Origin of the sequence: Gottfriedia endophytica (assembly GCF_017814275.1) — a bacterium.
GTDB lineage: Bacteria > Bacillota > Bacilli > Bacillales > Bacillaceae_G > Gottfriedia > Gottfriedia endophytica.
The window spans coordinates 98,665-119,816 of the sequence record NZ_JAGIYQ010000012.1; the positions used below are offsets into that span (position 1 = coordinate 98,665).

Below are 21,152 nucleotides of genomic sequence, written 5' to 3' on the forward strand. Positions count from 1 at the left end.
TTTCTTATAATCGCTTATAACAAAACAAAATTATAAATATTCAATCAAATATTATAAGATAGTAATATAAATTAATTGATGAGGTGATAGTATGAATTACAATTTTATTGGTATTGATCATGTACAATTAGCTGCCCCTCCAGGTTGTGAAGAAAAAGCTCGAGATTTTTATGGGGAAATTTTAGGATTAAACGAAGTTGATAAACCAGACAATTTAAAAGGAAGAGGTGGATGTTGGTTTAAATGTGGTAATCACGAGATTCATATTGGAGTTCAAGAGAATTTTGTTCCAGCAAAAAAAGCTCACCCTGCATTTTCAATCAATAATTTAACAGAGTATAAGAACCGTTTAATTTCAAAACAAGTTACAATAAAAGAGGATGCACCAATTAAAGGTAGAAATAGATTTTTTATTGATGACCCATTTGGAAATCGCATTGAATTTCTAGAATATGAAATTTGATATTACAAAAAGCTGACCAAAATAGTTGGTCAGCTTTACTCATTTTAATAAAGATTTAGTTTGTTAACCGGAGTTTGAATGATGACTGGACTTTTATCCGGATCTAACCATTTCAAAATTGCTAATACATTAGATTTTGAGGTAGCAGTACAGCCAGCCGTATACCCTGAACTTCCTTCTACATGAAAGAATATTGCACTTCCTTTGTAAGGAATACGAGACATATTATAGTTTATAACAAATCCATAATCATATAATGATATATTCATTTGTTCAGCACTATCCCAGCGGCCCTTATTTTCTGAAGCTAATTGCCATGAATTATATAACTTACTATTTGAATCATCAACCCATACATCATTTGTAGTTATTCTTTTATAAGTTAATTTTGTTCCAGGATTATTTTGTCTTCCAAATGCAGTAGTAATTGTGTATTTTCCTTCAGGTGTTTTATAATCTCCTTCTCGTTTGATAGAAGTCATCCCGTTTTTACCGATTACGCCAGAATATGTATGAAGTTTTTTCCATGAGTTATCAAATTTTTCATAGGTTTCAATCGTTACATTTCTCGATTGCTCATTACTTGCTGTTACTAGAATCACTTGTTTAGAATTACCAAGCGTTTTCAGTTGGTCAACAACTGTTTTTTCTGATATTGAAGGTAATTTTGAAATATATTTATTAAATACCCATCCAGTTTTTAATCCACTTGCAATCTTGTACCATCCAAATTTTGAACCAATTATGCTTACGTAGTTACCTTTTTTCAACTGACTAACCACCTTATAATTTGTTCCTGGTCCACTCCTTATATTTAAAGTTTTAGCATTTACTTTTCCTGATATTGTGGATGCGTCTACCAACTTCGTTTCATTTTCTAAATTAAATCCACTGGCTCCTAGAATTGTGATAAGAACTAACGCAATGATTTTCATTATAGTGTGTCTATTCATGATGTATTTCTTCCTTATGTATGTTGTATTTTTGATGAACTCTTATTATACCTAAACAGTGATTACTACTTAACAACATTTTCTTTACAATTTGGCTCTTTTCGTAATTTTTATAAAGGCTAAATAGTTCTTCATTTAAAAGATTCATATTATTTAAATGAGTGAGTTTGTCTCCACTCATTAGGAATCATATGGACAAATTCATTCTAAATCTACTAAAAGCTACATTACTTGAAATACCATTTGAGAGCATTCTTGTACAGAATATTATCGGTAGCTTGATCATCAAATAACTGTTGGATCAATACAATATCACCAAATTCAAAAGGCCTTTTCGCTCTTGTAGATGGTAAATCTGTTCCAAACATAAGAGCATTAGGATTAATTTCATAAATCGATTTTAAGGCATTCTTAATATTCAAATCTATACGACCGAAACCAGTAGCTTTTATATGTACCCCTTTATCAACTAACTTTAACATATGTGGTAGCCCTTCTTCGGATAACCCTAAATGATCGATTGATATAGCTGGTAATTTGATAATTGTTGATGCAATTTCATGTATCTCTTTTGCATCAATATAAAGCTCACTATGCCACCCTACTAAATCATGAACTCTTCTAGCAAAGTAATCTAACTTTGATAAATCTTCTGAACCCCCTCTTTTAATATTAAAGCGTAAAGCTTTTACTCCTTTTACATTTAAATGTATTATCTCTTCGTCCGTCACTGTGAATGGTAGTTGTGTTACGCCACAAAAAGTTGAACCCATTTGTTTAAGTGTCTTTAATAAATATTTTTGATCAAATCCTTGGAATGACCCAGATACAATAGCACCACCTAATACAATTATATCAGCAGTTTCATTTTGATAATCTTCAATAACATAACTTGGTGGCAAATATCCTTGGTTTTCGATAATAGGAAAGTCAAAATCAATAATATGAAAATGCGCATCAAAAATTCTCATTATAATTCCCCTTTCTTTCTTTAACATATCAAGTATGGTACTGAAAGAAAATTATGGTTTTTTAATGCATATTCATAACTATTACTTATTGCACTATCCTGCTAATTTAATAGAAAAAAACTCCAGTCTTTAAAAATAGCAATCTTAAGCCTCGACTAGAGTACTTAGAATAATCAGCAATTCTAAAAATAATGATTTAAAAAATTTGGAAGTCTTTTGGGACAGGAAGGAAAGAGACCCGAATAATTATGGATCAATGAAAAGAATAATATTGTTATACCCAAAAATAACAAAATGCTTAATAAAATAGCCCAGTATTTAAAGTGCATTATAAATGTCTAAAATTTATTAATCGTTTTTTTCGTTTTTCATAAATATAATTGAAATAAATTAATTTAAGATAGGATGAGTGCATAATGCAAAGAAATCTTGAAGTTAATCAATTGGGGAGTTTTGAAAATTTTGCTAACCGCGCACAACAATATGAAGCGAAAGATTTTCATACAATGACGATTAAAGGATACGGGGAAATAAAAGTTAAGCCTGATGAAGCAATTTTAACAATCGGAGTCGTGACTAAAAATCCTGATGTACAAAAAGCACAACAAGAGAATGCAATGAAATCACATCAAGTTGTTGAAGCCTTAAGAAAGATTGGTATAGAAGATCAATACATGAAAACAGCTAGTTATACTGTTCAACCTAAATATGATTATATTGACGGTAAGTCAGTATTAAGAGGCTATGAGGTAGAACACTTGATTGAATTGACTGTTAAAAATCTTAATCAAGTAGGACTTATTTATAAAGCAGCCGTAGAAAACGGTGCTACAATTGCTAGAAATATCCAATTTCGCGTTTCAAATTTATCTTATTATGAACAAGAGGCCATGAAATTAGCTTTTTTAAACGGAAGAGAAAAAGCTAATCAATTAGCCTATACGGTTGGTGTGGCAATTAATCCAATACCATATAAGATTATTGAAGGAGGAAATGCTGAAATCCAGCCAAAAGTAATGGGTATAGCCTATCAATCTGGAGCGACATCTTCAGTAGTTCCACCTATTCAAACTGGTCAACTTACGATAAGTGCACAACTAATAATTATCTTTGTATATCATGCACCAATTCAAAGGTAAACCATTAGCAAGTCCACTTTAATCTTTTATGAGATATGTTACTTTATCTAGTATTTTTTGTAGTCTTTCAGCATTAGTTTGGTACATTGTTTGAGCATTTTTTGAATCAGTTTGTAAAGCAAACAATTCTAAATCAGCTTGACATTTTTTTAATGAAGCTAATAACATTGGCTTCTCTTGATTGTCAGGTACTTGGATTTTGTCATTATAGACGTCAACCGTTAACTTCCCATAAGAATCGACTTGTCCAAGAAAGACATTTTCAAGCGATACGCCTAATTTATCTAGCTCGATATTTAACCAACCACGATTATGGCCACATTCTGACAATGGCTCATCTAATATTTCACCATCCATAATAACTGTTTGGTTTTCTTTTTGCGGTGCAACTTGTAATCCAATATCCTTCGGTGTAAGTGGTTGATTTTCTTTTTTCAATAATACATTTAATTCTCCATTTGCTTCAAGTACTGCAAATTCAATTTCAGAAATGTTAAAAACTTGTTTTTTTCGAAGTAATTGTAATAACTCATCAATTGTATATTTCTCTTTTTTTAGGTTATCTTCTAATATTTTTCCATCTTTAATAAAAACTGACGCTTTTCCTTCAAAAAAGTTCCGAGCTTTTTTATTTTTTAATGAAAGTAGTCCAATGATGAAAGGTACTGCTGCCCATACTAGCATGCTATATAATCCATGTAAAAAATTTTTTTCAAGTCCAGTAGAAACCTCAGCTGCAATACTTCCAATTGTAATACCATTTATATATTCGAAGAAGGAAAGTTGAGATAGTTGCCTTTTACCTAGCCATTTTGTTAACAAAAATAAAACAGCTAATAAAACAATTGATCTGATGATAATATCTAACCATTGTGGAAAATTTAGCATTTATCTCGCCTCCTTTTTATAAACCTTTATATGATGGTTCTTCATATTCTAATTTTGAAATTCTGCCTTTAATATCTAAAATAATGTCATCCAATTCCATCATACATTCATGAAAAACACGTTTTGCCTCATCATTAGTGGTGTTTTGTGATAACATACTTAAACTTGCTTGTGCACCTTTTAAACTTACTAAAGTTGTTTTAACATTTGATACGATCGTCATGGATTAAACACCTTCTCACCCTTTAGGTTTAAATAGTAAAGCTCCTATAAATCCGAATATAATAGCTGCCGATATCCCTGCACTCGTGACTTTAAACATTCCTGTAATAACACCAATAAGTCCATGTCTTGCTGCTTCATCCATAGCACCATGTACTAAGGCATTTCCAAAACTCGTAATCGGAACAGTAGCTCCTGCTCCTGCAAAATCAATTAAAGGTTCATACAGATTGAGGCCATCTAATATTGCTCCTATTACGACAAGAGTAGCCATAGTATGTGCAGGTGTCAGTTTTATGACATCAAACATAATTTGTCCTATTACACAGATGATTCCACCAATTACAAATGCCCAAAAAAAGATCAATCATTATTCACCTCAATTTTCAATAGATACCGCATGAGCAATACATGGAATTGTTTCATTTTGTTGAAATGATAATGGAGAAAGTAAAGCGCCAGTTGCGACAACTAACATTCTTTTAATTTCACCTTTTTTCATGCGATTTAATAAATGTCCGTAAACTACAGTTGCTGAACAGCCAGGACCACTTGCTCCTGCAAGGACTGGTTGCCCTTCTCGATAAATAATTAATCCGCAATCTTGAAATTGTTCTTCTTTTATCGGAATATTGTTTTTTTGAAAAATCTTAAGTGCAATTTCTCTTCCAACTTTCCCTAAATCTCCTGTCACAATTAAATCATAGTAAGAAGGATCAATTTGTCTATCTCTTAAGTGAGCTTGGATTGTGTCTACTGCTGCAGGTGCCATCGCACCTCCCATATTTAATGGATCCGTCATTCCCATATCTACTACTTTCCCAATTGTAGCTGATGTAATATGTGGACCTTCTCCTTTGTCACTTAATAAAGCTACTCCTGCGCCAGTAACAGTCCACTGAGCAGTTGGAGGTTTTTGTCCACCATATTCTGTTGGATAGCGAAATTGTTTTTCAACGGCTGCATTATGACTTGAAGCCCCAGTCAATAAATATTTTGCGCCTTTTGAATTTATTATTAGAGCCCCTAATGCAAGTCCTTCCATTGAAGTAGAGCAAGCACCAAATAATCCTAAGTATGGTGTTTCAAGTGTTCTGCATGCAAAACTTGTAGGTGTAATTTGATTAATCAAGTCACCGGCTAATATAAATTGAATATCACTTTTACGTAAATTAGCTTTTTCAGTTGCTCTTTTACAAGCTCCTTCTAATAAAAGAGTATGTGCTTTTTCGTACGATTTTTGTCCCAGCCATAAATCTTCATGTAGAATATCAAAATCGTTTGGAATATTACCTCGAGCCTCAAACGGTCCCCCAACAACACCAGTTGATATAATGACAGGTTTATTCTCAAAAATCCAAGTTTGATGTCCTTGTAGCATTATAATTTTCCCCATTGAATAAAGATGACTTTAATAATTGCGATAACAAAAGCTGAAAATGTTCCAAATAAAATAACAGACCCTGCCAATTTGAACATGTTGCCCCCGACCCCTAAAACAAACCCTTCTGATTTATGTTCGATGCAAGCAGAAATGACGGAATTTCCAAATCCAGTAACTGGTACAGCTGTACCTGCCCCTGCAAATTGTGCAATTCGATCATAAACACCAAAACCGGTTAACAACATTGAGATAAAAATCATTGTTGCCACTGTTGGATTACCAGCAGAACGTTCAGTGAAATCAAAAAATGTAATATAAAAAGTTGAAATTAATTGTCCAATCAGGCATATAAATCCACCAACCAAAAATGCTTTGATACAATTTTTTACTACTGGTCTTTTTGGTTCAATTTGATGTTCTAATGTTTGATATTCTTGTTGAATAGGTGACAAATCTTTATTTTTACTAGACAAAATATCACATCCTTTAAAATGGATCAGCCTTACTATATATCTGATTTCATTTCTGATTTTACAAATTCCAATTTTTTATCTACTTGTTTTTGATTAACATTTCCTTTTTTTATATTTCCTTCTAAATCAGAAAGTAATTTTAATATTTTTTTATCAAGACTTACATGAATTTTATAATTAGGAAATTGCTTTTCTAGATTTAGTTTCATTTTTTTCTCTAATTGAGCTAATTGCAATCTTTCATGATGTTGTGGTTTTGCTGCTAAGTAAAGATCTTTGTCCGTATTTACTGCATAAACATCAGTTATTTCTTCCATCGCTAAAATCTTTTTTTTTGCTTCTTTTGAAACAGACTGATTATATGATACTTTTCGTATATCATCATTTCTATTTGATTTTTTGTCATCCTTTTTACTGCATCCAAATAGGAGTATTACAACAAAAATTGATAAAAAAATCTTTAAATAAATATTCCTTCTTTGCATGGTATCATTCCATTTCTTTTACCCATATGTAAAACAAAGTCTAGAATGGAGCTAACCAAATATAGTTGGTAGCTCCTTATAATAATCATTTAATGTTAATTTGTATTATTGTTTATATTGTGGTTCTTCTTGCTCTACTTGTTGAACGCGAGGTTCTAGAGAATCAATTACTGCTTGAGTTTGTTGTGCTGCTTGTTTAAATAGATCTTTAGCTTGTTGGTTATCTGTTGCAAGGTTAAATCCCTCTAAACTTGCTTGAGCACTTTTTAATCCAGCAATTGTTGTCTTTAAGTTATTAATAACTGTCATGATTTTTTTCCTCCTTAAAATTGAATACGTGATTATTGTTACTCTAATATTGAAAATTATCATTGGAAAATTTAGGGCGGAAATTAATTACTGAATTATTAATAAATAATTAAGAGGCTGTTTTCATATACATTGCTGCTATTTTGGAATGCGATAGTTGATTACAACTCCAGGATGCTCGCTTTCCGTGGGGCGTGAGCTGAGCCTCCTCGGCAAGCCTGCGGGGTCTCAGCCTTCCCGCTATTCCCACAGGAGTCTCGCACCTTCCATTGTAATCAACTTCTCTCTTTATATTAATAACCACCGAAGAGCAACTATCTTTAAGAAAAGAGACAGCCATACTAATAAAATTCGCACCATGGCCCATGAAAATTAGGAATACATCTTATAATGATTGTCTTTTAAGATATTATTTTCAGGGTAGCCTTTTAATATCTACAAAACTTTAGTCAAAAACAAAAATCCAAATAAAAAACTGATCCCAAAGAATAACTCTTTGAAACCAGTTTTTATGTTCCCTAAATAATTCAAATTCTTATTAAAAATGTTATATTATTTTTCTTAAACAATATTATGTACCATTAATTCAAAATATATAATTGCCGAAATTACACCAAAAGCAAGATTACCACAATAATATTTCAAAAAATATATTTTTTAAAATATTTAGAAATAATAAAATATCTATTAATAATTACATCTACAATTAATTACTAATTTAGGTTATTTATTTCAATCATAATTTTTTTTACTACTTCACTTGCTGATACCTCTCGTATAGATTTAAATCCCGTTCCTACCCAGAGTGACATGAGTTGAGGTTCGTTCTTTTGTGCTGCCATCTTTCTAAAATCCTTTGTCATATGATGAACATGCGGATATGCTGCAGGAGCGATTTGATCGTATTTTGTTAGAAACTGATTTACTAAGCCTCTTGCAGGTCTACCAGTAAAAGCTCTAGTAACAGCTGTTTGTTTAAATATCGGATTTTTTAATGCTTGCCTATAAGTTTCATTCGTTCCACTTTCAGGACAAAGTAAAAAGGCTGTACCCATTTGAACTGCAGTTACACCTAAATTAAGGGCATCCAATACATCCCTTCCATTCATTATTCCACCAGCAGCAATTAATGGTAAAATCGTTAGTTTTTTTACCATTTTTAAGAGATCTTGAAGTAAATATTGTTCATCTTTCTTCGGATTATTATGAAAAGATGCACGATGGCCACCTGCTTCTATTCCTTGGACACATAATGCATCTGCACCGGCATTTTTCGCAATCAAAGCTTCTTCTGGCGTGGTAACAGTTATCATTATATAAGAACCACTATCCTTTAAATTTGAAATAATCTCCGGTGAAGGACAGCCAAATGTAAAACTAATCACAGGAACTTTTTCTTTCAATAATACACTTAGCTTTTGATTCCATTCATCATCATCAAACCTCGGCTCATTGATTTTACAATTTAAGCGATCAGCTTCCTTTTGAATTTCTTTCTTATATTGAGAAAGTTTTGAAGTTTGATTATCATCAAGACTTGGTACAAAAACATTTACTCCAAAAGGAAAACTCGTTAGTTTCCGAATAGTTTGGATTTCTTCCTTCATTTCATTAGCTGTTTTATATCCGGCTGCAAGAAACCCAAGTCCACCTGCATTCGAAACTGCTGCTGCTAATTTAGGAGTTGAGACTCCACCAGCCATTGGAGCCTGTATGATTGGAACAGATAGAAATTTTATCATACGATTTCACCTCTAAAAGAGAGGTTGTAACCTTTTAAGCTCCAACCTCATGTTTGATTAAATTAATATTCCAATATAGTTCAGGTTTACTAAATCAATGTCGTCAACTGAACCTTCTAAAATTCTTTTTTTCTATTTTTCTGAAAAACGCATCCTTTTTTATGTTTCAACGTAATTTTTTTATTTTAAAACGTAATTTTCTTTAGTTCTTCAACCTATTCTTTTGACTTAAATAAAAAAAGGAGAATTTCTTCTGTGTAACATTCTCCTTTCCAGATTTTTCACACTCTGAAGTCTCATGATCAAACTGATAATAATTAAATTATTTAAACTGACTAGGAAAAAAGTTTAGAAATTACATAAACCACGAACATACTACTTAATAAAATTAAGAATGGTATCGCAATTACAAATCTTGCGTATTTACTTATCAATCGATTAGTTCCTTCATTAAAATAAACCCGCATAATCAATCCATTATTGAAAGAATGCCAGTCTCCTTTAGACTGCTGATAGATCAAAAATGGAGCAAACAATAGTATTACGATCTTAATTACTGTTGGAGAAAATAAGAACGCCACTGAACAGCCTATTGAAAACTGAATGTAAAACCAAAAACTAGATTGATCACGAAAATAGATTTTTATAAATGACTCAATTATTCGGAATACCATTTGATCACGTTTAAATATTTTTTGTGATTTTCTTAATAACCAAGGTCTAGTAGCAAGCATCCTCTTAGTACTATTTCCAGATTTTTCGAGTACATATTTAGTCCATTTCCCCTCTTGATTTTGTTCTAAATAGATATCCCGTAAAAAATAGCGATTATATTTAAATAAGGTTTTCACTAACAACATAATCAATATCGAAACGAATAAAATCACAATCACACTAACCACACTGAACTTTGTACGGAAACCATACCCAAAAAGAATGAAAAAGATTGAGTAAGTTAGCATTTTACACAAATACTTTTTCCACCACTTATAAAAATGAAGGTGAATAAGGCGATTATGTATTGAGAAAAAGATTTTCCAAACCAAGCAATAAAAGAAAAAAAATAGACAATTTATTAAAGTAAAATTGAATTGATTAATTAATATCGGAAGTAAGAAAAAGACAATTAAACCTAACAAAATACTATTTTTGAAACTAGTAAGTAAAATACCTCTTTTAATAATACCTTTAAGAATAAAAGAATCCTCTCTAAAAAGTAGGAGATCTGCTTCTTCTACATAAGTTCTAATTTCTCCATCTATAAAGAATAGAAATAGAATGAAAAGAAGGCTATCAAGCGAAAGGAAACTTGTCCAATTTGGAAGAACATCCCACATGCTATGATAATACATACCTACAAATATAAGTGCTGGAACTATAAAATAAAAAGCTACTGTCCAATCTACAATTGATCTGATTACTTTCCATTTTTCTTTCCATTCTGCTTTTACTCTTCGTACAAATAATGCATGAATCATAAAATCTCACCCTCTAGAAGTAAATCAAAACAGTCCAATAGTGAGCCATCGATTAATTTACAATTTTCTTGTATGTATGAAAGAGTACCTTCAACTACTAATTTTCCTTTTGATAAAATTAAAAATCGATCACATATTTTTTCAGCAGTATCTAAAACATGAGTACAGATTAAAATTGCTGCCCCTCTCTGTTTTTCTATTTTTAATACTTTTAAAAATTCACTAATCGCTCTAGGATCTAAACCAACAAAAGGCTCATCAATGATATAGCAATCTGGATGTGTTAAAATACTTAGCATTAACATTACCTTTTGTTTCATCCCTTTAGAGAAATTGGATAAATAGTGATGTTTTACACCTTCCATTCGAAAAGAAGTTAATAGATAAGTAGCTTCTTTTTCCCAAATCTCTCTTTTCAAGTTTTTTACAGATGCAAGGAGTTCTATATGTTCCCATAATGTTAAATACTCATAATAAATTGGTTGTTCAGGAATATAGGCAAAGTTTGGAGTAAGATTAGCAAACTCTGTTTTACCTTTAAAATATGGTAATAATCCAAGTATTGCTTTTATGGTTGTACTTTTCCCTGCTCCATTCTCACCAATTAGTCCAATCATTTCTCCTCTCTTAATAGAAAAATGAATGTTATTGATTATCGGTCGATTTTTATCATAACCTGCTTCTTCTATAGATACTTCAATCATTGGACACCTCTTCTATTATTTCTATCAGACCATTCTCAAAGTATAGTAAATTTAGTTGTAATTAATTTATAACTTGATTAACATCAATTACTAGGTTTGCTTTACTGATTGGATTTTCATTTTTCAAATAATATTCTTCACCTTTCCAGTATCTACGTTTGTACTTTTCAATAATGTCCATCTCAACCCCTAAATAACTGTCTCTTTTTCTCACTCGATCATACCGAGTTTCTTTATCACAATTTAAGTAAATTACATAATCGAAATACTGTCTCCATTCAGTTCGTTGAAGAAACACACCCTCAATTAAAATTAAATTGTAATTACATATAGGAAGAATTTTATGTTGAATACGATCATGAGTTTTATCATAAAAAGGAAGGTTTATTGAAGTCACTTTTTCTTTTATACTCAAGAATAATTTTTCTGTAAGTTTTTCAATGTCCCATTGGAGAAAATAATATTCGTACCACTCTTCATAGGAAGTAGCATATCTTTTGCTCCTTTGAACAATATGGTCGTCAATGTGGATGAGTAGCCCTTCTATCCCATTTAAACTAAGTTCACTTTTTAGACTAAGAGCAAAGGTGGACTTCCCTGCTCCGCTTAATCCATCAATTCCTAAAATAAATGGCTCATTTTTATCATGAGTTTTTAAAAGTTTTAAAATTTTTTCTATATGACTATTCATTTGATCACCTACAATAAATTTCTAAACAATAGCCCGAAAATTATCACTATTCTTTAATCATACATTATTTTGATTTTGAGTGTAAGATTTCTTCATCACATGTTTTTCTACTTTAGTTTAATGATAGTAATTAAAGACTTTAAATAAATGAACCAATGAAAAAAGGATAGATTAAATAAAAGAATCTACCCTTTTACGATTACTTTATTGTTTTGTTATTGGATGTTTTCGTATACATTGTTGCTAATTTAGAATGCGCTAGTTGATTACAACTCCAGGATACTCGCTTTCCGTAGGGCGTGAGCTGAGCCTCCTCGGCCAGCCTGCGGGGTCTCAGCGTTCCCGCTATTCCCACAGGAGTCCCGCACCTTCCATTGTAATCAACTTCTGTCATTAAAGTTACAAATCTCAAAAACAAAATTCCTTTTAGAAAAGAGACACCCATGCTATTAAAATTCGCAGCATGGTCCATGAAATAAGGAATTCATCTTATAATGATTGTCTATTAAGATGTTATTTTCAATGGAGCCTTTTATTTACTAGTTCAATACGGTACATGAAATTTCTTTTTTACGTAGTTGACACTAATAGCAAAGTTATTAATGGAACTAAGAAATTACTAAAAATCACATGATTCCATCCATTCCCCGTATTATGATTTTTATTTTTACGGATATCTTCTATATGAACGAAACCTGCACCACACCAAAATACTGCAGTTGCAATAGCTACAGCAATTCGAAACTCGCCATGAAACCATTTGCACATAACTCCTAAAATTCCTAAAGCTAGATCGGCATATCCAACTTCTTTTTGAAATTGATTCGATTCCCATCCAATATACTTTGCTACTTGTTCAGTATTAAATAAATGTCCCATTCCATAAAACAATCCAGCAATACCAATTTGAATAACTAAAAGATAAAACAAAAACGTTACAAAAAAAGTCGTATGACTAATTAATAGATACTGACACTGAGTATTTTTTAAGTTTCTATTAAACTAAAATGTTGATATTCTTGAGAGTGCTCTCACTAACATAGATGCGAGCAACTTCAATTTATCTTACAGACTCTTTATTGTACCCTCTTTCCCCATAAGGCTGTAGCTTATCTAGCCACTTATTTTCTAATTTTTCTAACTCATATTTATATTTTTTTAGTTCATCTTGGTGAATGATAATTTCCTCTTTTGGCTTAATCTGTTCTAGCACTTCAAATAGAAAATTTTCTTCGCCAAACTCTTTCCAATCCTTTTGTAAGTCTTTATTAATATGCATTCCTAATTTTAATGTAAACTTTTCGCGATTATAGATCCCATCAAGATTTAAACTTCCACCAACAAGTATTTTATCGTTGACATTATTTTTTATTTGGTAAACCCCCATTGGACGATGAGTTTGTTTATATTCCTTTATGATTTCTTTTCGATTTTGGTTTTTCATTTTTTCCTCCCCTTTCTGATATTCACTTCGTTTTTATCCAATATTTACTTCCATCTGGATTTCGTTCAAGTAATCCGTAATCTATTAAATATCTTCTGATTGTTACAACATCGTCAAAAACCTTTTTGAGTATTTCATTTACTTCTTTTTCTGTATATTCTTTACTTGCATCAAACCTTTTAATGATGTGCATCAATATTGCAATTTTACGCTTTTGTTTTTTAGGGAACTCTGATAAAGGTCCTTCTAAGCCTTGCTTAAAATATGCTTTTAAAATTTCTTCATTTTCTGTCTCTGTAATTGAATACCTTTCATCAAACATCTTAGGAGTTCGATGTATGTTTATAAATTTATTTGGATTTGAGATCTTTTCATCAACAAGTTCCATGATTGCAAGAAATAGTTTAGCCTGCTTCATTTTCTCTTTTAACATAAAACGGTGATTCCTAATCGTTGATGTACTTCCTCCATTTATTTCATTCATCACTTCTTTATCCGTTAAACCCATATAAAATAGTTTCACAAGATTATTTTGTAGTTCTGTAAGACCAGTTAATTTTTTATCCATTGACGTCAAATAATCAAACATTGAGGTGTGTTCGTTTGCTATATGAATTTGCGTAAATTTTTCTGCCTCATAAAATACATCATCCTCAGTGTAAATAATTCCTTTTATAAATTTACTTCCACAAACTAAACAGACAAACTCATCTGTCTTCTCATCATAAATATATCCTCGTTTTAATTCTTCAACAGATGCGTTCCAAAATATTTCCGTAATATCTTTCATAACAAACGTTTCTCCATTCGGTTTACTTTATTTATAGATATAATATTACAACATCTATATATTTTCAATAGTTATTAGTCCTATTTTACCTAACATAACAAAGAAATGTTTAAGATAATTATAAACAAATTGTAAAATTGTTTGAATTTGACAGATTGTATAAGTCCTCAATTATAAATGATCCTATTTAAACACTTCAGTTATTTGTCAAAATAATTAACTTTATTAGGACCTTCAATTATTGGTCTTTTTTTCGCTTTCAACAGTCTGTCACATACTGTTTACTACTCTAGAAAGTCACAAATTGAAATAAAAAAATTAAGATGCTTTAAGACATCTTAATTTATACTTTCTATTTACTTAATAAAAGTACAGCAAATTAATTATGATTTGATTTTGAAATTAGGTAATGACTAAACTTTTGAGAAGTTCCATAACGCATAATCTCTTTTATTAAATTCTTATCTTCATCTGAAATTGAATTTTTAATTAACCCACTATCTTCTTGTATAGATACTGGAATTAAGTCTCCATTTTGATAATCAAAATTAATTATTTTTCTAGTATTATCTCCTTCTACACTTAAGGTGATTCCTTCATTTAACATTGCGTAACCTACTATTTCATACTTCTTTCTGAATAATTCCTCTACATCGGCAAAAGCAATAAAATCTTCTTCACCTTCGTTGTACACTGCATCTTTATCGAATTTTACAGACATACCTACTGGATCATCAACATCTCTAGAGTCTTCATAGATAATTTCATTTATTCTTCCCGAATGATAAATAGGTTCTTCATCATTTAAACAATAGAGTGCACTTTTCTTAATAATTTCAACTCGATCCCCTTCATTTACTGTTAACTCATTTTGGTTCCCAAATACGTTATAATAGTTCATTTAATGTACCCTCCCGATTGTAGATTAGTTATTGCGATACACTTTTCACACTAAAGAGTTATGTATTTTAGAGATTTTCTTACTTTTTAGTAATTCCCATACTAGCTGTTTTATAACTCCCTTTTTTTCTAAATGGAAAGCGTGTGGATTTTATCAAATATCAACGATTTTTTTAGAGTAAATTATGTAAAAAAGTACCCTATAGGTAGACTTTTTTGAGTTTCTACTCTATAGGGTACTTTTTATTTTCACTCTATTTTATTATTTTTCTTTTGATCGCAAAACATAATGTACAACTAAAAGGAGTCCTGCTATAACTAAGCATATATAACTTAGAGTATTTTTGTTTTGTACTGTAAAAGGAAAATCTAACCCTGTCCAACGCGTTGCAAAACCAGTAACACAAAATATTAGAAATAAGAAAAACACTAAAGATCTAATTTAATAAGCACTCCATTCTTTTGGTATAACTATTTTTTATTTAAAAATTTCAAGAACTACAGGACAATGATCACTACCTACTATTTCTGAATGGATGTTTGCATCATTTATTTCATTTACAATTCGATTTGAAACAATAAAATAATCAATACGCCACCCTATGTTTCTTTCTCGAACTTTATTCATATATGACCACCAAGTATAGGCACCTTCTTTATCCGGATTAAGGAAGCGAAACGTATCAGTAAAACCTTCTTGTTGTAGTAATGTCATTTTTTCACGTTCTTCTTTTGTAAAACCAGAATTTTTGAGATTTGATTTTGGATTCTTCAAGTCAATTTCATTATGAGCTACATTCAAATCACCACATAAAATAATTGGCTTTATTTGATCCAATTGTTTTAAATAGTTACGTAGTCTATCCTCCCATACTAATCGATAATCTAGTCTAGCCAAGTCTCGTTTAGAATTTGGAGTATACACATTGATTAAAAAGAACTTTTCAAATTCAAGAGTCATGACTCTACCTTCGTCATCTTCTTCTTTATCATCAATTCCAGTTCGAATAGTAAGTGGTTCTATCTTTGTAAAAACCGCTGTTCCCGAATAACCTTTTTTTACTGCAGAATGCCAATATTGATGATACCCATCAAGTTCTAACTTGATCTGTCCCTCTTGACATTTTGTTTCCTGAATACAGAAAATGTCAGCATTTTCATTTTTAAAATACTCTAAAAAACCCTTACTCACGCATGCTCTTATGCCGTTTACATTCCAAGAAATTAACTTCATTTACTCTTCTCCGTTTTAAGTTTTCGATTTACTAGTGATGAACGATAACTAATTTCATCCATATAGCCAAAATGAATGCTTGTCCGATCATACAAATCATCGAATGACTGAATTTCATTTACTTTTGTTAAATAAAGAAACAGTTTTGCACAAGCTTCAGCATCCGCTAACGCATGATGGTGATTTTCTAATTTAATTCCAAATTGGTTTGATAAAAAATCTAATGAGTATCGAGGTTGCTTGGGCAACACTCTTTTAGCTAATTGCAAAGAGCATAATAAATATTTTTCTACTGGACGAATACTGTATCTTGCAATACTATCTCTTAATGCATACCCGTCAAAAGGTAGATTATGAGCGACCAATGTTTTTCCCATTAATTGATCTTTAATAGAATCATAGAATTCAGGAAACGTAGGAGCATCCTTGACATCATCTGGATTTATCCCATGTACTGAAATATTCATTGAATTAAAATACTCTTCTGGATTTATTAATGAATAAATTTGATCTACAATTTCACCTTGTTCTACAAAAACAAAACCTGCTGCACAAATACTTTGTCTATTATAATTCGCTGTTTCAAAATCAAACGCAACAAATGATTTCATCTATTTTTCTTCCTTTTCTATTTCATTGTAAAAACAATTGATTATTTTCGTAAACTTTGTTGCTATTTTAGAATGCGTTAGTTGATTACAACTCCAGGTTGCTCGCTTTCCGTGGGGCGTGAGCTGAGCCTCCTCGTCACTATCGCTCCTGCGGGGTCTCAGCCTTCCCGCTATTCCCACAGGAGTCTCGCACCTTCCATTGTAATCAACTTCTGTCTTTAAAATTAATAATCTCTAAAGCAACAATCTTTTAGAATCTAGGCAAACTATTATAAAACTCATTTTCCCTAACTGAAAATTGATTTAACCAATTAGTAAATAAAAATAATTTTTGCATCTCTTATTATAAGTAAAATATATTTTAATAAAAATAGCAAAAAAAGTTAAACTAAATCCTTAAAAGAAATTAGTTTAACTTTTAATATCTTCTATTTTTAATCTTTCAAAAAGCTAAATAATTCATCATTAAACTTCTCTAATTCTTCAAAAAATACGCCATGGCCACTTTGTTCAAAGCCTGTGATGTCTGAATTTTTTATACCATCCTTTAATTGGAAAACACGTTGATATGGAACTATATCATCTTGAAGACCATGAAAAATTGCAGTTGGAACTTTTATTTTTGATAAATCGTTTTGTACGTTTTCATCCCTTAGGGCTTTGGCTGAAAAGGCTGTACCATGACTTGAAGCACTTAAACACAAATCATTGAACCACATTCTAAATTGATCATCAATTGGATCTAAAAAAAATCTCTCACCAAATTCATTCAACGTTTTCGGACGATTTTGATATATATTTTTTATCAATTTTGTTACTTCTTCTTTTGTGAATCCGTATGGAAAGTCAGGTTGCTTTGTAAATTGTGGAGCTGCTGAACTAATTAACAATAATTTTTTCACCTTATACCCCTGGTGCCTTGCCATATATCTAATAACAATTGCTCCACCCATTGAAAAACCAGCTAAAGTTATTTTTTTTAATTTTAATTTAGTAATTACTACACGAATATCATCAGCCATACGGTCATAAGTATAGCCATTGAAGGGATGGTCTGATTTTCCAAAACCCCTTAAATCAATTCCTATATAGCGATAATTTTTATTAATTAATTGATTTTTTTGGTATTCAAACATTTCATTATTTAGTGGCCATCCATGAATGAAGACTACAGGGTCTCCTTTCCCAAGATCTTCTACAAACAGTGTTACCCCTTTTTCCACTTTAATATAGTGTCCCATGGGTAACTCCTCCCTTTCATACAATATTGTATATAAGGCTTTATCTTTTTCCATTTTATGTAATTCAAATAATGCTATGACTATTTATTAAAAGTCTGTTTTCTTAAACTTTGTCGCTACTTGAAAATGTGTTAGTTGATTTGCACTCCATGTTGCTCGCTTTCCGTGGGGCGGGCGGTGAAACTCCTCCTCGCTATCGTTCGTTTATCCTTTACACAAAAAATACACATAAAAAAGCATGTATTCCGTTTTTTCAAAAACTACGAAATTACACGCTTTTATATATAGGGTATTCTGAAGCTATCTCAATTACATATGCAAATTAATTTTTATAAATTACTACTTCTTATTAAGAACAATTACTCTTTCTCTACTCTATTTTTAAATGCCTCTTCAGTTACAATCCAATCATTTTCTTTTTCTCGATTTTCATCTCTTTGTTTATGAACAATTGATCCTTCAGGTCTTGTTGGCTCTTGCCCTTTTTTCTTATGATTAAAATGTTTTCCACGCCCCATATTTATGTACCTCCTCAAAAATTGTAAACAGTATTAATATGGTTAAAGTTTGTTCCATTTATTTATGGAATACTATTTTTGTTTATTTTTCTATGGTTTTATAAAGAAAAGTGGCCTTGACTATCAATAGTATGATAATCAAGGCCACTTTTAAACTAAATTTATTCCCAAGGTTTTAAAGTACTGATTGCTGTTGTTAACTCTTTATTATGCGCTTTTCTAGTTTTTCTTGCTTCAGCGCGTTGTTTTCCGGATTCGTGTAAGATTTTTTCTTCTTCAGTCTGAGGAATTATTTGTGGTACAGGAACTGGCTTATTCTCACTACCTAATGCCACAAAAGTGAAAAATGAATTAGCCGCCATTCTTCTTTCTCCTGTATCTAAGTCCTCAGCAATTACTTTTATAAAAACTTCCATAGATGTTCTACCAACATATGTTACAAATGCTTCTAAGCAAAATGAATCTGTTTGATAAATTGGACATAAAAAATCAACTGAATCTGTAGAAGCTGTTACAACCTCTGTTCTACAATGTCTTCTAGCTGCGATTGATGAAATTTCATCCATATGTTTTAAAAGAATTCCACCAAATAAACTTTTATGATTATTTGTATCATTTGGTAAAACTAAATTTGTTTTAATTGTACGAGAATCTTTTACGTATTTTGCTGTAGTCATAATAAAACCCCTTCATAATTAAATAATTGAGCATTTCTTTAAAATTACTGCATCAATTGTAACGACTTTGTATAGTTTGAACTCAAATATCTACATTCTCCTAATATCTATTTTGACTTAATATTTCCTACTTGTAAAGTTATAAAATATTCCCCCCTTAATTCGATCATGTATTAACTGTTAATTAGAATTCTAAAAAGATTACAAAATAATCTATTTCCGTCATCTGAAAAATCATTTTTAATTATTCTCATTAAATAAGTATTTAACAACATTCATTTTTCATTCAAAAAGTAATTTTAAATGTTTAATTACTCATTTTTCGATAATAGTTTAAAAGTGCAAAATAAGAATCATTTCTGTAGAATCAAACTAAAAGATTCTAAAAATGCATTTTAATTTTAAATAAAGGAGGAATAAAAAATGACAGAACATCATTTTTATTTGACCGCAGAATGGCCAGGACTGAGAAATGACGTAGGAAAAATAGAAATGTCTAATTTAAAAACGAAAATTTCGATCCCACAAGAAATGGATGGACCTGGAGTCGGAACTAATCCTGATGAGATGCTTTTAGGTGCTGCTGCAACTTGCTATATCATTACTCTTGCTGCAATGATGGAACGCAGTAAATTAGAGAAACAGAATTTGACAATGGAATCAGTAGGAATTGTTGATGTTACTAATGGAGTCTTTACATATAAGAAAATCATTCATCGTCCACATATTATTTTAAAATCAAACGCTTCTGAAAAAGATTTTCAACTTGCAAAAAAGTTAGCTAGTAAAGCTGAAGGATCTTGTATGATTTCACGAGCTTTAAAAGGAAACGTAGAAATTGAATTAGATGCAAATATTGAAAAAGCTTAACTCCTCTACAGTAAAAAAGAGTCGAGTGAATTATTAATTCACTTGACTCTTTACATGTTCTGGCACTCGTTTAAATTGGTCGTATTTCGTTGCAAAGATCGATTTTTGTTTTTCAGTCCATTTTTTATAAATAATTTCTGTTATTGGGTAGGTTAAACAAGCTAAACCTACACCCGATACAACATCTAGAATAACATGTTGTTTAATAAATATTGTAGAGAGGATAATTAAAATACTATTAATAGAAATTAAAAGTACATTTATATAATTACGGAACGAACTTTTCAATATTCCAACTAGCATGATTGATGTTGTAAAGACATGTATACTTGGAAAACAATTATACGGTTCATCATTCTGATAAATCATCCGAATCAATGTAGACAATAAATCATTCCCATCAATTACAGGTCTAGGAGTTGTTGTCTGGAAGAAATAATAAATTGTATAACAAATAAGTTCTCCAATAATTAAACTCGTTAACGAAATATAATATGTTTGTTTATTCTTTAAATAAAAATAAAACAAACAGATTAAAATAAATGCATACCAAATAATATACGGAATGATAAAGATTTTTAAATACGGAGTATGCGAATCGAGTGGTGTAGCTAAAGTATGAATTGGTCTACCGTCGTTATTTAACAAACCATATCCTGTGCTTACTACAGGAATTAGTAATATACTCAAAAAACCTATCCAATTTTTACAAAATTCTTTCATAATTGTTCCCCGTCTTCACTTATTTTAAGAAGTGAAACTTTCTTTTTTGATATACCTACTTTATAAGAGTTAAACCTTTAACAGTACAATCTGTAGATGTATTTTTAGTAGGTCTTTAGTTTAGACTTCAAAATCATATTATTTAGAATTATCCAATTTGGTAATTTGTCTTATGGATTTTTAAATTATAAATTAGATTATTTATTCATGAGATTCTTAGAATGAATATTGTAATTCAATTA

26 protein-coding genes are annotated in these 21,152 nt (G+C 30.8%); 3 read left to right on the plus strand and 23 right to left on the minus strand.

Features of this window, described 5'->3' with window-relative positions; all coding sequences use genetic code 11:
* The first annotated feature begins 91 nt into the window (after positions 1-91).
* Positions 92-463 carry a VOC family protein gene (locus tag J5Y03_RS15610; protein WP_209406926.1) on the plus strand — a complete coding sequence of 124 codons (372 nt, stop codon included), beginning with the start codon at positions 92-94 and terminating at the stop codon, positions 461-463.
* 44 nt (positions 464-507) lie between these two features.
* Here J5Y03_RS15610 and J5Y03_RS15615 read toward each other — a convergent pair whose 3' ends face one another.
* Both J5Y03_RS15615 and J5Y03_RS15620 read right to left on the minus strand, forming a co-directional pair.
* A complete protein-coding gene (locus J5Y03_RS15615; protein WP_209406927.1) occupies positions 508-1,416 on the minus strand; it encodes an SH3 domain-containing protein in 909 nt (302 codons plus the stop codon).
* Positions 1,417-1,643: 227 nt separating this feature from the next.
* On the minus strand, positions 1,644-2,387 hold the full coding sequence (locus J5Y03_RS15620) for an amidohydrolase family protein (RefSeq protein WP_209406928.1): 744 nt from the start codon (positions 2,385-2,387) through the stop codon (positions 1,644-1,646).
* Positions 2,388-2,803: 416 nt separating this feature from the next.
* Here J5Y03_RS15620 and J5Y03_RS15625 point away from each other — a divergent pair, with 416 nt between their 5' ends.
* Entirely contained in the window at positions 2,804-3,526 is a 723-nt protein-coding gene (locus J5Y03_RS15625) for an SIMPL domain-containing protein (protein ID WP_209406929.1), read from the plus strand.
* 18 nt (positions 3,527-3,544) lie between these two features.
* Here the strand turns inward: J5Y03_RS15625 and J5Y03_RS15630 are convergent, their stop codons facing one another.
* From J5Y03_RS15630 to J5Y03_RS15725, 20 genes are all read right to left on the minus strand, one after another.
* A complete protein-coding gene (locus tag J5Y03_RS15630) occupies positions 3,545-4,414 on the minus strand; it encodes a DUF421 domain-containing protein (RefSeq protein WP_209406930.1) in 870 nt (289 codons plus the stop codon).
* 16 nt (positions 4,415-4,430) lie between these two features.
* Complete coding sequence (locus J5Y03_RS15635) at positions 4,431-4,637, minus strand: DUF1657 domain-containing protein (RefSeq protein ID WP_209406931.1); 207 nt, start codon at positions 4,635-4,637, stop codon at positions 4,431-4,433.
* A 15-nt stretch (positions 4,638-4,652) separates the two neighbouring features.
* Positions 4,653-5,003: a stage V sporulation protein AE gene (gene spoVAE / locus J5Y03_RS15640; RefSeq protein WP_209406932.1), complete on the minus strand. Its 351-nt coding sequence runs from the start codon at positions 5,001-5,003 to the stop codon at positions 4,653-4,655.
* A 12-nt stretch (positions 5,004-5,015) separates the two neighbouring features.
* Complete coding sequence (gene spoVAD, locus J5Y03_RS15645) at positions 5,016-6,017, minus strand: stage V sporulation protein AD (protein WP_209406933.1); 1,002 nt, start codon at positions 6,015-6,017, stop codon at positions 5,016-5,018.
* Positions 6,017-6,493, minus strand: a complete 477-nt coding sequence (gene spoVAC, locus J5Y03_RS15650; protein ID WP_209406934.1) for a stage V sporulation protein AC — start codon at positions 6,491-6,493, stop codon at positions 6,017-6,019. The genes spoVAD and spoVAC overlap by 1 nt, the downstream gene beginning before the upstream one ends.
* A gap of 32 nt (positions 6,494-6,525) precedes the next feature.
* On the minus strand, positions 6,526-6,978 hold the full coding sequence (locus J5Y03_RS15655; RefSeq protein WP_209406935.1) for a YhcN/YlaJ family sporulation lipoprotein: 453 nt from the start codon (positions 6,976-6,978) through the stop codon (positions 6,526-6,528).
* Positions 6,979-7,083: 105 nt separating this feature from the next.
* On the minus strand, positions 7,084-7,287 hold the full coding sequence (locus tag J5Y03_RS15660) for a DUF1657 domain-containing protein (RefSeq protein ID WP_209406936.1): 204 nt from the start codon (positions 7,285-7,287) through the stop codon (positions 7,084-7,086).
* Positions 7,288-8,000: 713 nt separating this feature from the next.
* Positions 8,001-9,029, minus strand: a complete 1,029-nt coding sequence (locus tag J5Y03_RS15665) for an NAD(P)H-dependent flavin oxidoreductase (protein WP_209406937.1) — start codon at positions 9,027-9,029, stop codon at positions 8,001-8,003.
* A 335-nt stretch (positions 9,030-9,364) separates the two neighbouring features.
* Complete coding sequence (locus J5Y03_RS15670; RefSeq protein WP_209406938.1) at positions 9,365-10,507, minus strand: ABC transporter permease; 1,143 nt, start codon at positions 10,505-10,507, stop codon at positions 9,365-9,367.
* Positions 10,504-11,211 carry an ABC transporter ATP-binding protein gene (locus tag J5Y03_RS15675; protein WP_209406939.1) on the minus strand — a complete coding sequence of 236 codons (708 nt, stop codon included), beginning with the start codon at positions 11,209-11,211 and terminating at the stop codon, positions 10,504-10,506. Before J5Y03_RS15675 ends, J5Y03_RS15670 begins: the two co-directional genes overlap by 4 nt.
* A gap of 61 nt (positions 11,212-11,272) precedes the next feature.
* Positions 11,273-11,902, minus strand: a complete 630-nt coding sequence (locus J5Y03_RS15680; RefSeq protein ID WP_209406940.1) for a kinase — start codon at positions 11,900-11,902, stop codon at positions 11,273-11,275.
* 570 nt (positions 11,903-12,472) lie between these two features.
* Positions 12,473-12,862, minus strand: a complete 390-nt coding sequence (locus tag J5Y03_RS15685) for a DUF6790 family protein (protein WP_322099593.1) — start codon at positions 12,860-12,862, stop codon at positions 12,473-12,475.
* A 100-nt stretch (positions 12,863-12,962) separates the two neighbouring features.
* Positions 12,963-13,346 (minus strand): GIY-YIG nuclease family protein, encoded by a 384-nt coding sequence (locus tag J5Y03_RS15690; RefSeq protein WP_209406942.1) that lies wholly within the window; start codon positions 13,344-13,346, stop codon positions 12,963-12,965.
* Between the two features lie 22 nt (positions 13,347-13,368).
* Positions 13,369-14,136, minus strand: a complete 768-nt coding sequence (locus J5Y03_RS15695; RefSeq protein ID WP_209406943.1) for a DUF2087 domain-containing protein — start codon at positions 14,134-14,136, stop codon at positions 13,369-13,371.
* 379 nt (positions 14,137-14,515) lie between these two features.
* Complete coding sequence (locus tag J5Y03_RS15700; RefSeq protein ID WP_209406944.1) at positions 14,516-15,037, minus strand: hypothetical protein; 522 nt, start codon at positions 15,035-15,037, stop codon at positions 14,516-14,518.
* A gap of 477 nt (positions 15,038-15,514) precedes the next feature.
* On the minus strand, positions 15,515-16,270 hold the full coding sequence (locus J5Y03_RS15705; protein WP_209406945.1) for an exodeoxyribonuclease III: 756 nt from the start codon (positions 16,268-16,270) through the stop codon (positions 15,515-15,517).
* Complete coding sequence (locus tag J5Y03_RS15710) at positions 16,267-16,881, minus strand: 3'-5' exonuclease (protein ID WP_209406946.1); 615 nt, start codon at positions 16,879-16,881, stop codon at positions 16,267-16,269. Before J5Y03_RS15710 ends, J5Y03_RS15705 begins: the two co-directional genes overlap by 4 nt.
* Positions 16,882-17,315: 434 nt before the next feature.
* On the minus strand, positions 17,316-18,122 hold the full coding sequence (locus J5Y03_RS15715) for an alpha/beta fold hydrolase (protein WP_209406964.1): 807 nt from the start codon (positions 18,120-18,122) through the stop codon (positions 17,316-17,318).
* Between the two features lie 359 nt (positions 18,123-18,481).
* Positions 18,482-18,640 carry a hypothetical protein gene (locus J5Y03_RS15720; RefSeq protein WP_209406947.1) on the minus strand — a complete coding sequence of 53 codons (159 nt, stop codon included), beginning with the start codon at positions 18,638-18,640 and terminating at the stop codon, positions 18,482-18,484.
* 161 nt (positions 18,641-18,801) lie between these two features.
* On the minus strand, positions 18,802-19,317 hold the full coding sequence (locus tag J5Y03_RS15725; RefSeq protein WP_209406948.1) for an acyl-CoA thioesterase: 516 nt from the start codon (positions 19,315-19,317) through the stop codon (positions 18,802-18,804).
* A gap of 423 nt (positions 19,318-19,740) precedes the next feature.
* Between J5Y03_RS15725 and J5Y03_RS15730 the strand changes: the two genes are divergently transcribed.
* Positions 19,741-20,187 carry an OsmC family protein gene (locus J5Y03_RS15730; RefSeq protein ID WP_209406949.1) on the plus strand — a complete coding sequence of 149 codons (447 nt, stop codon included), beginning with the start codon at positions 19,741-19,743 and terminating at the stop codon, positions 20,185-20,187.
* A gap of 33 nt (positions 20,188-20,220) precedes the next feature.
* Here J5Y03_RS15730 and J5Y03_RS15735 read toward each other — a convergent pair whose 3' ends face one another.
* A complete protein-coding gene (locus J5Y03_RS15735) occupies positions 20,221-20,910 on the minus strand; it encodes a phosphatase PAP2 family protein (protein ID WP_209406950.1) in 690 nt (229 codons plus the stop codon).
* Between the last annotated feature and the right edge of the window lie 242 nt (positions 20,911-21,152).